Origin of the sequence: Ewingella americana, from assembly GCF_006438725.1 — a bacterium.
In the GTDB taxonomy this organism is placed as follows: Bacteria; Pseudomonadota; Gammaproteobacteria; order Enterobacterales; family Enterobacteriaceae; genus Ewingella; species Ewingella americana_A.
Genome location: NZ_RCZD01000003.1, coordinates 243528 through 257216 on the forward strand (window position 1 = coordinate 243528; position 13689 = coordinate 257216).

Here is a 13689-nt window from a genome sequence, read left to right on the forward strand (position 1 = left end):
CTCAACGATTGATAATAACGGCTTTTATCGGTTTTGCTCAGCCCCAAATTACGCAGGATCAAGAATCTACTTTTTCGGAGAATAAAATGAACCAATACTCCCTGGTGGGTGACGTCGGCGGCACTAACTGTCGGCTGGCTTTGTGCGCGCTCGACAGCGGTGAAATCTCGGCGGCGAAGACCTTTTCTGGTCTGGACTACGACAGTCTCGAAGAGGTGGTCCGTGTGTATCTGGAGCAGCAGCATCAGGATGTGAAACACGCCTGTATCGCGATTGCCTGCCCGATAACCGGCGACTGGGTGGCCATGACCAACCATACCTGGGCATTTTCCATCGCGGAAATGAAAGCGGGTCTGAAACTGGATCATCTCGAAGTTATCAATGATTTTACTGCGGTATCGATGACCATTCCGATGTTGCAGGACAAAGACTTATTGCAGTTTGGGGGTAAAAAACCACTCGACGGCAAACCGGCGGTGATTTACGGCGCAGGTACCGGGCTTGGCGTTGCGCATCTGATTCACGCCGATAAACGCTGGCTGAGCTTGCCTGGCGAGGGCGGTCACGTGGACTTTGCACCGAACAGCGAAGAGGAGGACATGATCCTTGAACAGTTGCGCACGGATATGGGCCACGTCTCTGCCGAACGTATTCTCTCCGGGCCGGGGTTGGTGAATCTGTACCGCGCCATTGTAAAATCAGATAACCGCGTGCCGGAAAATCTGGCACCGAAGGACGTAACAGAACGGGCTCTGGGCGAAGATGATGTGGATTGTCGCCGCGCACTGTCGCTTTTTTGCGTGATCATGGGACGGTTTGGCGGCAATCTGGCGCTGACCATGGGCACTTTTGGCGGGGTTTATATCGCGGGTGGAATCGTGCCGCGCTTCCTCGAATTCTTCAAAGCCTCCGGTTTCCGTGCGGCCTTCGAGGACAAAGGGCGCTTCAAAGACTATTTGGTCGATATCCCGGTTTATCTCATTATCCATGACCAACCCGGTTTGTTAGGCGCCGGAGCCTATCTGCGTCAGTCAATGGGGCATAACCTGCGCCCTTGAAGCCACAGCGGCGTTAGCTGCAGCTCCAATGACTTTGGGTATGCCATGCGGTTCTTCTTTTTCGAAGAGCCGCTTTTACTTCACTAAAACCGCATTAATCTTCTGAATTCCTTCACCTTGCTTCTGCTCACTGGCACTTCGAAATCCAAATCGCTCAGGCGCAAAATGTAGGTGTTGTTAAACCACGGCACAATTTCGCGGATCTTTGATAAATTCACGCAGTACGATCGGTGACAACGGAAAAAATGCTCCTCCGGCAGGCGGTTGCACAGTTCGCTGATGTTCATCGGCATGGTGAACTCTTCCCGGCGCGTAAATACCTGGGTGACTTTTTCCTGCGCGGCGGCGTAATAAATATCGTTAATGTCGGTGACGATGATCCGCTCATCTTTGATCAGGTTAATGCTGTGGCTGACCCGGTTACTGCTCGGCGTGGTCTGGGTCTGCTCCTGTTTATCGCGCTTAAAATGCAACTCGAGTTTTTGCAGCATGGTGACGATACGTGACTCGTGATACGGCTTGAGAATGTAGTCAAATGCTTCGATTTCGAAGGCTTCGGCGGCATGCTCCTTATAAGCGGTAATAAACACGATATAAGGCTTATGGGCGAATTTACTGATGTTTTGCGCCAGCAATACGCCATCGAGCGACGGGATGCTGATGTCGAGAAAAATCGCATCCACTTCATGCGTTTGCAGATACTTCAGCACGTCCAGACCATCATCAAAAGTGGCTGCAATATTGATGCTGCTGTGAGCTTTAATCAGATAAGTCAGCTCCTCCTGAGCGAGGACTTCATCCTCAACAATGATGGCTTTCATGCGCTTTTATCCCGGGTGATCAAAAATGAAATCTCGGTGCCGGGTTCCAGGCGACGGATCTGCAAACCCTGGCCGTAAAGTAATGAAACGCGGTGATGCACATTCAGCAGGCCGATTTTATTGCCCGGCATTTCATTGGCCGCGACGCGCTCAATCGTTTCCTGATTAATACCGTGGCCGGTGTCTTTGACCGACACCTTAATATTCCCGCCGCTGTGTTTGACGGCGATCACCACCACGCCTTTGCCGCTGCACGGCTGAATGCCGTGAACAATGGCGTTTTCCACTAACGGCTGGATCAGCAAACTTGGGATCCGTACCGAAATGTCGTCATCGATATCATAAATTACCGTCAGTTTGCTGCCAAAACGCGCCTGTTCGATGGCGATGTAATCCTGCACCTGATGCAACTCTTTGCGCAGGTCGATAAGCTCGTCATTCAGCTCGAGGTTATAGCGCAGATAGCGCGACAGATTGATGATCAACTGGCGGGCGGTATCGGGGCGAACGCGGATCGACGATGAAATGGCGTTCAGCGCATTAAACAGAAAATGCGGATTGATTTTGCTTTGCAGCGCACGCATCTCGGCTTTATTGGCCATTTCGCGCAACTGCTCGGCCCGTGATACTTCCATTTGCGTGGAGATAATTTGCGACAGCCCGACGGCCATGACTTTCAGCGAATAGGTAATGCGGTGGGCGTGGCAGTAGTAGATTTTCAGTGAGCCGGTCACCACCCCTTTTTCCCACAGCGGAATGATGATCAGCGAGTGGATCTGCGGTGTGCGGTGCATCTCATCGTTATTCTTGATGGTGATTTTGCCCTTTTCCAGCGTCAATTTCGTGATGTCGCTGAGGGTTTCATGGCCAATATTGTACTGCTCGGCGCCGACGCCGACATACGCCAGAATGTTTTTTGTGTCAGTGATGGCGACCGCGTCGGCGTTGATATCTTCACGGATAATGCCGCAAATGGTCGCCAGAGATTCGGCATTGATATTGCGAAAATAAGGCAAGGTTTTATTGGCAATATCCAGCGCCAGCCTTGCCTGACGCGCGGCGATCACCTCTTTCTCATCTTCCACGCTTTGCACCAGCAGCACGATAAGCCCGATCGAACTGGCCCCGAGGATCAGCGGCGCGGCGATATTCATCACAATATCCAGCCCCAGTGAAAAAGGTTTCGCCATCAGCAGGATCAGTACCATCGTCAGCGCTTCACACAGCATCCCGGCGGCAATCCCGACTTTCCAGCGGTGGGCTTTCTTCACCTTAAGGTTGATATAACCTGACAGAATACCGGCGGTAATACTGGTGATCAGGCAGGGAAGGGACGTTGGGCCATGAATGTCGATCAAGAAGCGGTGGGTGCCAGAAATCACGCCGGTGATAATACCGACCCACGGTCCAAACAGAATACCGCCAGAGATAATGGCGATGGTGCGCACGTTAATCAGTGAGCCTTCAACATTAATGCCTGACAGCGTGCCAAAAATCGCAAACAGCGAGAAAATGGTCGTCACCGCAGCCAGTTCCAGTGGCGTGTGATTATGGCTCTCTTTCTGTAACAGCTTGCGGAACAGGCGGGTACGGGTCAGGAAGAACAGGCAGATCAACATCAGGGCTGCACGGTCAAAGACCGCCAGTAACATCTCAAACACTTGCGGCACGGCAGGCTCTCTGGGTTGTGGCGTTACAACGCGTAATGATAAGACGCTTCATTCGCGGTAATTTAGGATGATTATTATTGTAGGGATTTTGCAGGGGCAAAACCATAATTCATGGGTACAATCCCGATTATTATAGGGTGGAAGCCCCATGAGTGTGGGCTGAATAGGCTATTATTTTCTCAACGATGTTGTGCAGGATAACTCATGAAAACACTGACCCCTATAGCGTTAACGACGGAACGCCTGCACATGCAGCCGATTGAAAATGAAGACTGGTGGCTGTTTCAACAGCTGTATCAGGACGCCGATGTGATGCGTTTTATTGGCGCTCTCGACACGCCCGCACAAATCCGCAGCCGTTTTGAGCAACGGCTCGGTTACTGGGACCGCTATGCCGATTTCTGGCTGTGCCTGACTATCCGCGAGCGTGATACGGGTCAGGCGGTTGGCCTGACAGGGTTCTTCCCCGACTGGCGGCCCTATCAGCAGGGCGAAGTGGGCTTTATCATCTCGCCAGAACATCAGGGCAAAGGCTACGCCGTGGAGTCACTGCGTGCCGTGCTGAATTTTGCTTTCGACCTGTGCGGGTTCCACCGTTTGCAGGCCAACGTGCTGGAAGGTAACCACGGATCGCGCCGGGTGCTGGAGAAATGCGGTTTTCGTCTGGAAGGGAATTTGCGTGAAAGTTACCGTATCGGTGATACCTGGCATAACGACTGGCTGCTGGGTGTGTTGGCGAGCGATCCGCGAGGTTAAAAATAGGTTGCGCAAACACTCGACAGTTTTTTCCGCCTGAGATATGTTCATTGAGGACCGCATTAGCGGTCAGCGTCGCTCGGACGGTCCGGGCGCTCACGTATCCTCGAGGAATTTATGGCTGACTCCCGTTCACCGCGTCGTTTTTCACGTATCGATCGTCTTCCCCCGTATGTTTTTAACATTACCGCTGAATTGAAAATGGCTGCGCGACGTCGCGGCGAAGATATTATCGATTTCAGTATGGGGAACCCGGACGGCCCGACGCCGCCGCACATTGTTGAAAAACTGGTGCAGGTTGCTCAGCGTGAAGACACTCACGGCTATTCCACCTCACGCGGTATTCCGCGCTTGCGCCGGGCGATCTCCCGCTGGTATGCCGATCGCTATCAGGTAGACATTGACCCGGAAAGCGAAGCCATCGTCACCATTGGTTCTAAAGAGGGGCTGGCGCATCTGATGCTGGCCACGCTCGACCATGGCGACACCGTACTGGTGCCCAATCCAAGTTACCCGATTCATATTTACGGTGCGGTGATTGCCGGTGCACAGGTGCGTTCGGTGCCACTGACCGAAGGCGTTGACTTCTTTGCTGAACTGGAACGCGCGATCCGCGAAACCATTCCGCGTCCTAAAATGATGATCCTCGGCTTCCCGTCCAACCCGACCGCCCAGTGCGTTGAGCTGGACTTCTTCGAGCGGGTCGTGGCGCTGGCCAAACAGTACGACGTGCTGGTTATCCATGACCTGGCTTATGCCGATATCGTTTACGATGGCTGGAAAGCGCCATCGATCATGCAGGTGCCTGGCGCGAAAGACATTGCCGTGGAATTCTTTACCCTGTCGAAAAGTTACAATATGGCGGGCTGGCGTATCGGCTTTATGGTCGGTAACCCGGAATTGGTTAACGCGCTGGCACGTATCAAAAGCTATCACGACTACGGCACATTTACGCCGTTGCAGGTGGCGGCCATCGCGGCGCTGGAAGGGGATCAGCAGTGCGTAAAAGACATTGCCGAACAGTATCGTCAGCGCCGTAACGTGCTGGTGCGCGGTCTGCACGAAGCGGGCTGGATGGTAGACAACCCAAAAGCGTCAATGTACGTCTGGGCTAAAATCCCCCCGGCTTACGCCGATTTAGGCTCACTCGAATTTGCCAAACGCCTGCTGGCCGATGCCAAAGTGTGCGTCTCTCCGGGCATCGGTTTCGGCGACTACGGTGACACCCACGTGCGCTTCGCCCTGATCGAAAACCAGGACCGTATCCGTCAGGCCGTTCGCGGCATCAAAGCGATGTTCCGCGCCGACGGTTTGCTGGCGCCGAAAGCCTGATTAACCGTTTTCCCCACACCAACAAAAAACCCGGCTTTCGCCGGTTTTTTCTATTTCATAACCTGAACATCTCAGGCATTGCGGGCAGAAACTATCTGCGACCGACCAGTTTGGCCAGCAGGAAGCCGACACCGGCGGCAATCAGCAGGGCCGGGACCGGGTTGTCAGAGGTCTGACGCTTCACGGTATCGACGGCATCGTTCACCGCGTAGGATGCCTGGGAAAGATTTTTGCGTACCACGCCTTCAGCCTGCAAATCACGATCCTGTGTGGCACGGCCAAACTCTTCCTGACCTTTACCTACCATTTCTTCAACTTTATCTTTCGCTTTATCAAACATAAGCAGTTCCTTCTTGTCTGCGGGACCGGCAAAAAACGGGTCCGGCTCATTCAATGAACAACGTAGTGTATGTCTTTCCTACATCATTCACTGTAGACCATCGGAGCCGCGAAACCGGCCGTGGTTAACATTGAGTAACAAACACGGCCGAAAAAAATGGCGTGGCAGGGCAACGTCAGAGTGACTAAGCGGGCAGCGCTAATCCATTGTGTTGCTGAGAGTTTTCTTATTTGATCCTCGAAACAGGCAAATTCAGCGCAAGTCACTAGGCTTAGTGAGGGGGTCTTAGACTTCATCCATTGGATGTAAAAGGGGGAAAAATGACACAGGACACGCTGAAGAAAAGCCGCATTGAGGTGATCCGGCAGTTCTACGCCAAGCTGGATCAGGCGGATGCAACCTTGCTGGATCTGTTTACCGAAGACACAGAAGTATTTTTCCCAAAATTCGGTACTGCGAAGGGGAAATCATCACTGGGTGAGCTGGGCAAACGCTTCGCGCTGGAGATCGACATGATTCAGCACATTCAGGATAAATTCCGCTTTATCAGTGATGGCGAAACCCTGGTGCTGGAAGGACAGATGCGCGGTGTGATGCAAACCGGCGAACGCTGGCCTGCGCCGCAAACTGGCAGCCATCACTTCTGTTCGGTGTTTGAATTTGAGGATTTGCTGATTAAACGGCTGAGCACTTACCTGGACCCGGATTTCAATCTTGAGGACAAAAAACGGGTGAAAAATTATCAGCAGCCACCGAAAGCCGAAGAGGGGGGAGGGGGGTAAAAAAGGAGGGAAACAGGCCTCAACCGACCGGTTCCCCTCGCCAACTGTCATGTTACGAAGCGACAGGGACAATCAGGTTCTTATACTTTTCCAGTACCGGTGCTGAGGCATCTTTTGGATTTTGCAGCTGCCACAGATTACGGCTAATGCCGTCATTCACCAGATAAATCACGCCGGTTTCAATGGCCGACATCAAACAGAGCATCACCGGCTCATTGGTGGTATAGCCCAATTCACCTTCCAGTAATCGTTGGTAATCCACAAAACGGAATACCCCGGCCTGAACTTCATACGACAAAATAGTTTTGCTGGTATTCACAGACGACAGAACTTCCCCGGTATTGACGTCGACGGCGCGCAGATTCACGGCTATCTGATCTAACTGGTACTGCGTGCTGGCCCCGATGCCAAAATAGCGCGCGCCCACCCCACCCGATTTCACATTACTTTCGTAACCAATGATTGAGCCTTCGATCAGAATATTCGCCGCCACCAGTGACGAAAGTGGCCGCGCATTGTTCACCGCTACGCTGCCATTCTCCTGCGCCGCACGGATGATTTTGCGTTCATTGAGCAGGTTCTGTAGCCCCTGGCGTTCCAGAGGAATAAACCATTTTGAATCCTTGAGTGCGGACACCAGCATCGCCGTGGCGCTTTGCGGCACTGCCGTCGAGAAGTTACTGGCCGGATAAGGCTTGAACTGGCCGGTTTCATCCTGAATGTTGTAAACCGAGACAAAAATCTTGCCCCGTGCCGGTGGCAGATTGGTCAGATCCTGATAACTCTGAGCACGAGGTAACAGCGTGGGTTTCGCTGCCTGATTCGGTGGTGCAGTCAAACACCCAGTCAGGGTGAGGGTAGCAAGAAGTAAAAAAATGCTGCGCATAAGTGGCCTTCCCGATCTTTGTAGTGAGTCGATTTTTGGGGTGCTATGCCGCCTGTCAGGTTCAGTTGGCGCCAGAAATACCCTGAACCTGAATGGTGGAAACTTTGCCGGTTTTACGGTCGGTAACGTTCATTACCAACTGGCCATCGGTGTTTTGTACGTCAACAATAAAGTCCTGCGTCACCATCCGCCCCGGTTTGCCCTGACTGATATTGCCCATCAGATTGCCCAGCAGTTGTGACTGTAAGGCGGAGGTGAAATTGTCCAGCGCTGACGGTGTCGAGGAGTCAAAGTTGTAGCCGTTGGGATCTTTATACGAGTTCTGTGCATTGGCCTCGTTGAGTAAAAACGCGCCATTGTTTGGGTTTCCGCCAAAGTTCGGGTTGACGAACTGGAAGACCATATTTCCTCCCCAGGAGAGCGGGGAGACCAGTAGCAACGACAAAAGGGATACGTAAGTTTTCACGGTGTGCTCCTAAAATTCATCGCCGGTAAGATCGCCGGTGCTTAGCAGGGCTTTATCAATCTGGCGGCGAGACAGTGCATCAAGCACACTGGCGACCGCTGTATCGATCTCTTTGTTAAAGTTGCGACGGTTGGGAAACAGCAGTGTTTGATACAGGGTGTCCTGCCCGATTTTGATACTGATCCAACTGCCCCAGCGCGCACTCGGTCTTTCACTGATGGTGATGGTCTCCGGGTAGGTTTTTTCCCAGCGATCGGTAAATCCTCGATAGAAATCATGACCGACCGCCGTCACCGTGCGGTCAGTGATCAGCCCCGGATCTTTGAGTTCAGCCGCACTCACGGTGGAACTCAGCGCGAGCGACAGACAAAAAAGCAGACACAAGGTGGCTTTTTTCATGTCAGCACTTCAGATTATCGTTGGCCCAGGAAACGGCCTGAGTCCGGTTTTTAACGGAGATCTTCCTGAACAGGTTATAGAGATGCGTTTTGACGGTGTTTTCGCTGATAAACAGCAACCGGGCGATCTCCGTATTGGAGGCACCGACCCGCAATTTATTAAGGATTTCCTTTTCGCGGTGGGTAAGACCAGACTCTTCGTAATTCAAATAGCGATATTGCCCCGACTGACTGATCAGATAGCTGGCAAACCCCTGAGTGAAATAGCATTCACCATGGATAACACTATTAATACCTTCGACCAGCTTGTTCTCATCCGTCGAGATATAAAAGACGGCGCTGATCCGTGGCCAGGTCTCTATCTCTCTGAAATGGTAGTCATTGGGTGTGTTGAATAATAACAATTTGATATTTTCATGAAAGCGGCTGAGGACAGATTGCCATAGTACAATCTGCCTTCGGTCAGCCTCCATCATATCGAACAAAATAAGCGCCTGAGTTAACGGCGTTTCGTCGAGCGGAATATTATCCAGAGACTTATTGATATTATGCAGTTTAGTATTAACACACAACTGGTGTTTAAGTTGTTGTAATAACGCACTGGCCTGCAGTGACGGTCTGGTTACTAATAATAAAAGATTATTATTTATATTTGCCCCATTATTCATAATGAAACTCCACCCTGATTTTGCCGCAGCCCATTGGCACCTTATAATTGAAGGCACAAAATAGGATGCATCACTACTGCTGAATGTAGCTTGTGCAACAGCTGCTCTGTTTAACCAAAAATAGACTAAAGATAGCTAAAAAGTTAAATTGCTACTGCACAGGTAAGGTAAATAATTTTAGATAACCTTTGCTGGTACAGCTTCAATCTAGCCATTGGATATTCTAAAGCAAGGTCTATTTGTGTTTCTAAATGTAAATCAAAATGTGTAAACTTTTCTTAACGATTGTTAACTACCAGGCTAAAAATCCATCAAATTTTCTTAACTGAACTCTTAACGCTTTCCTTACAAAGACCGTTGTAAACACAGTGAATTCTGCTGCCCTGCGGACAGATGAATCCGCTGATATCAGTAACAAGGTGCATCTTTCGTCTATTTTATCCCAAACAAAAAGCCAGTTTTGTCTCCTCCTTTCTAAGGAAAGACGCGAATTCAGCGGTGTTTAGCCGGAATTTAGCCCGTACAAACGGGTGATTCAGCGCACAATCTCACCCGAAAGAGGCATCGACCTGCTAAAAAAAATCTGTCGGATGCTATTTTTTCGTTTTTGTCTTAATAAGAATTTATCGATTTGTGTGATGAATAAAAAAGCGTGGTAACTCTATTTTAGGATAAATGCCATATCCTTCTCTCAGATGCCGCGTGGCTCCGGGGTGAGAGAATGGATAAGAGGAAAACTCATACTTTATGGTGAGGCGGCAAATAAAATACGACTTACAGGTGAGTTTTTTATTTTCACGAATAACCATACTCAACTCGTCAAACAGAAATTGTCTGAGCATCTCGGAAAGATTTATCGCTTTATCCGCTGCACTAAGGTTAAGTGAATATAAATCAGGATCGTATTATGAAAACGATATTCTTTGCCGTTGCGTTGCTATCGATACCTTTTATTACTGTGGCGCAGCCCAACGATTTTGCCCACAGTGAAGTGGGCATAGGTGTCAGTGATATATACAGCAGCTCTTTTGAACAGTTAGCGGCAGGCGGACAGTCTGTCTCCGGTAATTCAAGCATTATTCTCCAGCGGGGAAACAACAATCTGGCTGTCACCCGTCAGGTCGGTAATGGTAACAGAAGTAATGTCACGCAATATAGCAATGATAATACTGCCTATGTTAATCAGCGTGGAAATGGCAATAGTTCCGACGTGACCCAAAGTGGCAGCGACAATACCGCTGTTATTGAGCAACTGGGTAACAGCAGTTCGGCGTCTATTGATCAGAAAGATTTTGGCAATACTGCGGTTATTCTCCAGCGAGGTAGTCGGAGTGTGACGCAAATTAGCCAGAGTGGTACGGACCGGTCCGCCGGTGTCGTGCAAAATTCGTCAGGAATGGCGATTAGAGTGACACAGCGTTAAATATTCCGTCTCAACTGAAGTTCATCCGAAATTAAACCAATGGGGTAGCATCATGAATCTTTGGAAAATTGTGGCAGTCTCCGCTTTAGTCGTCAGTGGCAGTGCATTCGCAGGTTATGGCGGCGGCGGCTCAGGTCCATCAACACCGCCGTCTACGACGCCGGTATTCCAGACTACCGACTGGAACGCGGAAATTCAGATTTATCAGGCAGGTACTTCTAACCTGGCGAATGCCACCCAAACGGGTGTTTCTAAGTCTCTGACCTCTATCGATCAGCATGGCTTTAAAAACACCGCTGGCACCAATCAGACCGGTGATAAAAGTTTGGTGAAAGTCAGCCAGTTTGGTGATTACAACACCTCCAATGTGTCACAAAGCGCAGACAAGAGCATCGTGCTGGTCAGCCAGAACGGTACGGCTAACTATGCTCAGGCAAGCCAAAGTGCAGACGGCAGCCTGGCAAACATTCAGCAGTACGGCAGCAACAACCAGGCTTATGCTTCCCAGCATTAATCTGACCGTTTCTGTGTAAGCAGCATTCAACAAAACAGGGCACAAGCCCTGTTTTGTCTTTTCAGGATTCAGGAGGCTGGCCGATGCACGTTTTACTGATTGCCGCTGTGTTATCGAATCAGTTGTGGTTCGACACCCAGGCCGATGCTGACACCTATGTGGTGACGCCGATGGCGACGTTGGCCGATAGCTGCTCATGCCAGATCTCAATCGCCGTTTCCCACCGCGCCGCACAGGGCCAAAGTACCAGCCGCCAGCAGCGCAACGTCACACTTCCGGCCAACCAGCCCCTGCCTCTTGGCCAGATGCGTTTCTCAATGCAAAAAGGCGACTGGACGCAAATCACCGTCACTCTCACAGACGGCAAGGGATTACTGATGGCGAAGCAACTGATCGTACCGGATAACAGCTAGGTGATGTGGTTTCGTCAGTAGCAGGGAAGGGTGAAATATTTCTTCTGCCATGTCCAATAATAGGATTGATACACGCCTTTAAGTTATCAATTAACCGGGTATGACACATTCGGAATGTGAATGTATTAATAAAAATACCGCTACGGTTTTATTGTTATTTGAATTATACCTCCGCTATAAATCCCTGATGTATCCTAACTGTCGTGGTTAATAGATTAATCTATAAGGATATTTTTATGGTGTGTTGGCGTGTTGCTTCACATCAAGATAATGACGAATCGTAAAGAAAGGGAAATGTATTGTAAACGTTCCTTACATCGGCATAATGCGGCGATTAACAGAGCTTAACTTTCCCAAAAGATGCTAATAAGGATATTGCGTGCACCGGTTTTCCATTAATGCAGCCTGTCGGACGTTGGTTATTGCGTTCAGCCTGACGGCAGGCGCAAGCCATGCCGCTACGGTGAGCGGTCCCTCTCCTTTTCGGGTTCCAACCGGGGCAGAGCAGCCAGTAGCGCCACCCGTCAATGATCGGGTTAAAGGTTTATCGGTGGGCTCTCAGCAGTTTATCCATCAGCAAGAACAGCAGCGCGCCTTAGAGCAGCGGTTGGCACCGGATGCGCCGGATGTGCGTCTTTCCCCCCCTTCCAACAGTTTTGGCCATCTCGCGTTCCCGCAGGAAACCCCGTGTTTTACGATTTCGCAGGTCACGCTGAGCGGCACGGATGCGCTGCCTCACTGGCTGTCTTTGCAACCTATCAGCAATCAGGCGGTGGGCCATTGTCTGGGCGGCAAAGGTATTAATCTGCTGATGAGCACCTTACAGAACCGGCTGGTGGATCATGGTTACATTACTACCCGTGTTCTGGCACCTGCACAGGATCTGAATAGCGGCGAGCTGAAGTTAGTACTGGTTCCCGGCACCATTCGGCACGTCAAATTGACCCCGGATAGTGGCCATTACGTCACGTTGTACAGCAGCTTTCCGGCACACGAAGGCCAGTTGCTCGACCTGCGTGACATCGAACAGGGGCTTGAGAACCTGCAACGCCTGCCGAGCGTACAGGCCAATATGGAAATTCTGCCCGGTCAACAACCAGGGGAAAGTGATATTGCACTGAGCTGGCAGCAGCAGCGGATGTGGCGTATTGCGGCGTCACTTGACGACTCCGGCACCCGCAGCACCGGTCGCTATCAGGGCGGCCTGACGCTGTCGCTGGACAATCCGTTCTCCCTCAGCGACCTGTTCTATATTTCCGGCAGCAGCAGTCTGGAAAATGAAAACGGTAAGGGATCCGATAACATTACCGGACACTATTCCGTGCCTTTTGGCTACTGGATGTTGGGGATGACCGCCAACAGCTATGACTACCACCAGACGATCGCCGGGCTGAACAGCGATTACCGTTACAGTGGCAAAAGCAACAATCTTGATTTCCAATTAAGTCGCGTTCTGCACCGCAACGGCAGTCAGAAAACCACACTGACCTATGACGTGCTGGCTCGGGAATCGAAAAACTATATTGATGATACTGAAGTTGAAGTACAGCGCCGCCGCACCTCGGCATGGCGCATTGGTTTACAACATCGTCACTATATTTCACAAGCCACGCTGGATGCTGGAGTCAGCTATCAGCGCGGCACCCGCTGGTTTGGTGCGATGCCAGCGCCTGAAGAGAACTTCGGGGATGCCACCGCGCTGAGCAAAATCGTGCAAATCTCGGCCCAGCTCGACGTGCCCTTTGCGCTGGCCAGGCAAAAATTCCACTACAACGTTCAGTATCTGCGCCAGTTCAGTAACACGCCGCTGACCCCACAGGACCAGTTTGCTATCGGTAACCGCTGGACGGTGCGCGGCTTTGACGGTGAAAGGACGCTCAATGCGGATAGAGGCTGGTTCGTGCGCAATGATATTGCCTGGGTCACGCCGGTCCCGGCACAAGAGCTTTATCTCGGCGTTGATTACGGTGAAGTCGGCGGCAATGGCACGCAATATTTGGTGGGCACACATCTGGCGGGAGGCGCGATAGGCCTGCGTGGCCGGGCGTTCAGTGTTGGCTATGATCTGTTTGCTTCGGTGCCCTTCTCCAAACCAGACGGCTTCAGTACAGACCCGGTATCGCTGGGCTTTAATCTCAACTGGCAGTACTAGAGTAAGGACA

The 13689-nt window shown here is 51.1% G+C and carries 15 protein-coding genes; 8 read left to right on the plus strand and 7 right to left on the minus strand.

Annotated features, from left to right (window positions below):
• The first annotated feature begins 86 nt into the window (after window positions 1–86).
• The gene (gene glk / locus EAH77_RS07010) at window positions 87–1058 is read left to right on the plus strand and encodes a glucokinase (protein ID WP_140471092.1); all 972 of its coding nucleotides are present in this window, start codon (window positions 87–89) and stop codon (window positions 1056–1058) included.
• Between the two features lie 83 nt (window positions 1059–1141).
• Here the strand turns inward: glk and EAH77_RS07015 are convergent, their stop codons facing one another.
• Both EAH77_RS07015 and EAH77_RS07020 read right to left on the minus strand, forming a co-directional pair.
• The gene (locus EAH77_RS07015; protein ID WP_140471094.1) at window positions 1142–1879 is read right to left on the minus strand and encodes a LytR/AlgR family response regulator transcription factor; all 738 of its coding nucleotides are present in this window, start codon (window positions 1877–1879) and stop codon (window positions 1142–1144) included.
• Complete coding sequence (locus tag EAH77_RS07020) at window positions 1876–3549, minus strand: sensor histidine kinase (RefSeq protein WP_140471096.1); 1674 nt, start codon at window positions 3547–3549, stop codon at window positions 1876–1878. Before EAH77_RS07020 ends, EAH77_RS07015 begins: the two co-directional genes overlap by 4 nt.
• A gap of 204 nt (window positions 3550–3753) precedes the next feature.
• Here EAH77_RS07020 and EAH77_RS07025 point away from each other — a divergent pair, with 204 nt between their 5' ends.
• Both EAH77_RS07025 and alaC read left to right on the plus strand, forming a co-directional pair.
• Window positions 3754–4305, plus strand: coding sequence for a GNAT family N-acetyltransferase (locus EAH77_RS07025; protein WP_140471098.1), 552 nt, complete (start codon window positions 3754–3756; stop codon window positions 4303–4305).
• A 117-nt stretch (window positions 4306–4422) separates the two neighbouring features.
• A complete protein-coding gene (alaC, locus tag EAH77_RS07030; RefSeq protein WP_140471100.1) occupies window positions 4423–5637 on the plus strand; it encodes an alanine transaminase in 1215 nt (404 codons plus the stop codon).
• A gap of 91 nt (window positions 5638–5728) precedes the next feature.
• On the opposite strand, the gene EAH77_RS07035 is transcribed toward alaC, so the two are convergent.
• The gene (locus EAH77_RS07035) at window positions 5729–5977 is read right to left on the minus strand and encodes a CsbD family protein (protein WP_241673410.1); all 249 of its coding nucleotides are present in this window, start codon (window positions 5975–5977) and stop codon (window positions 5729–5731) included.
• 320 nt (window positions 5978–6297) lie between these two features.
• Between EAH77_RS07035 and EAH77_RS07040 the strand changes: the two genes are divergently transcribed.
• Window positions 6298–6759 carry a nuclear transport factor 2 family protein gene (locus tag EAH77_RS07040; RefSeq protein ID WP_140471102.1) on the plus strand — a complete coding sequence of 154 codons (462 nt, stop codon included), beginning with the start codon at window positions 6298–6300 and terminating at the stop codon, window positions 6757–6759.
• Between the two features lie 52 nt (window positions 6760–6811).
• On the opposite strand, the gene csgG is transcribed toward EAH77_RS07040, so the two are convergent.
• From csgG to csgD, 4 genes are all read right to left on the minus strand, one after another.
• A complete protein-coding gene (csgG, locus tag EAH77_RS07045; RefSeq protein WP_140471104.1) occupies window positions 6812–7645 on the minus strand; it encodes a curli production assembly/transport protein CsgG in 834 nt (277 codons plus the stop codon).
• A gap of 61 nt (window positions 7646–7706) precedes the next feature.
• Complete coding sequence (gene csgF, locus EAH77_RS07050; RefSeq protein WP_140471106.1) at window positions 7707–8111, minus strand: curli production assembly/transport protein CsgF; 405 nt, start codon at window positions 8109–8111, stop codon at window positions 7707–7709.
• A gap of 9 nt (window positions 8112–8120) precedes the next feature.
• Window positions 8121–8510, minus strand: a complete 390-nt coding sequence (gene csgE / locus EAH77_RS07055) for a curli production assembly/transport protein CsgE (RefSeq protein ID WP_140471108.1) — start codon at window positions 8508–8510, stop codon at window positions 8121–8123.
• A 1-nt stretch (window position 8511) separates the two neighbouring features.
• Window positions 8512–9177, minus strand: coding sequence for a biofilm master transcriptional regulator CsgD (gene csgD / locus EAH77_RS07060; RefSeq protein WP_140471110.1), 666 nt, complete (start codon window positions 9175–9177; stop codon window positions 8512–8514).
• A gap of 907 nt (window positions 9178–10084) precedes the next feature.
• Between csgD and EAH77_RS07065 the strand changes: the two genes are divergently transcribed.
• From EAH77_RS07065 to EAH77_RS07080, 4 genes are all read left to right on the plus strand, one after another.
• Window positions 10085–10600 (plus strand): curlin, encoded by a 516-nt coding sequence (locus EAH77_RS07065; protein WP_140471112.1) that lies wholly within the window; start codon window positions 10085–10087, stop codon window positions 10598–10600.
• A 52-nt stretch (window positions 10601–10652) separates the two neighbouring features.
• Window positions 10653–11114, plus strand: a complete 462-nt coding sequence (locus tag EAH77_RS07070) for a curlin (RefSeq protein ID WP_140471114.1) — start codon at window positions 10653–10655, stop codon at window positions 11112–11114.
• A gap of 83 nt (window positions 11115–11197) precedes the next feature.
• Complete coding sequence (csgC, locus tag EAH77_RS07075) at window positions 11198–11527, plus strand: curli assembly chaperone CsgC (protein ID WP_140471116.1); 330 nt, start codon at window positions 11198–11200, stop codon at window positions 11525–11527.
• A gap of 379 nt (window positions 11528–11906) precedes the next feature.
• Complete coding sequence (locus EAH77_RS07080; protein WP_431306753.1) at window positions 11907–13679, plus strand: ShlB/FhaC/HecB family hemolysin secretion/activation protein; 1773 nt, start codon at window positions 11907–11909, stop codon at window positions 13677–13679.
• Window positions 13680–13689 lie beyond the last annotated feature (10 nt).

Bases quoted from the DNA above. Each gene is read 5' to 3' on its own strand.
- EAH77_RS07035 (WP_241673410.1), bottom strand. From the start codon at position 5,977: ATGTTTGATAAAGCGAAAGATAAAGTTGAAGAAATGGTAGGTAAAGGT.
- EAH77_RS07025 (WP_140471098.1), top strand. From the start codon at position 3,754: ATGAAAACACTGACCCCTATAGCGTTAACGACGGAACGCCTGCACATG.
- csgD (WP_140471110.1), bottom strand. From the start codon at position 9,177: ATGAATAATGGGGCAAATATAAATAATAATCTTTTATTATTAGTAACC.
- EAH77_RS07070 (WP_140471114.1), top strand. From the start codon at position 10,653: ATGAATCTTTGGAAAATTGTGGCAGTCTCCGCTTTAGTCGTCAGTGGC.
- EAH77_RS07065 (WP_140471112.1), top strand. From the start codon at position 10,085: ATGAAAACGATATTCTTTGCCGTTGCGTTGCTATCGATACCTTTTATT.
- csgC (WP_140471116.1), top strand. From the start codon at position 11,198: ATGCACGTTTTACTGATTGCCGCTGTGTTATCGAATCAGTTGTGGTTC.
- glk (WP_140471092.1), top strand. From the start codon at position 87: ATGAACCAATACTCCCTGGTGGGTGACGTCGGCGGCACTAACTGTCGG.
- EAH77_RS07040 (WP_140471102.1), top strand. From the start codon at position 6,298: ATGACACAGGACACGCTGAAGAAAAGCCGCATTGAGGTGATCCGGCAG.
- alaC (WP_140471100.1), top strand. From the start codon at position 4,423: ATGGCTGACTCCCGTTCACCGCGTCGTTTTTCACGTATCGATCGTCTT.
- EAH77_RS07015 (WP_140471094.1), bottom strand. From the start codon at position 1,879: ATGAAAGCCATCATTGTTGAGGATGAAGTCCTCGCTCAGGAGGAGCTG.
- csgG (WP_140471104.1), bottom strand. From the start codon at position 7,645: ATGCGCAGCATTTTTTTACTTCTTGCTACCCTCACCCTGACTGGGTGT.
- csgE (WP_140471108.1), bottom strand. From the start codon at position 8,510: ATGAAAAAAGCCACCTTGTGTCTGCTTTTTTGTCTGTCGCTCGCGCTG.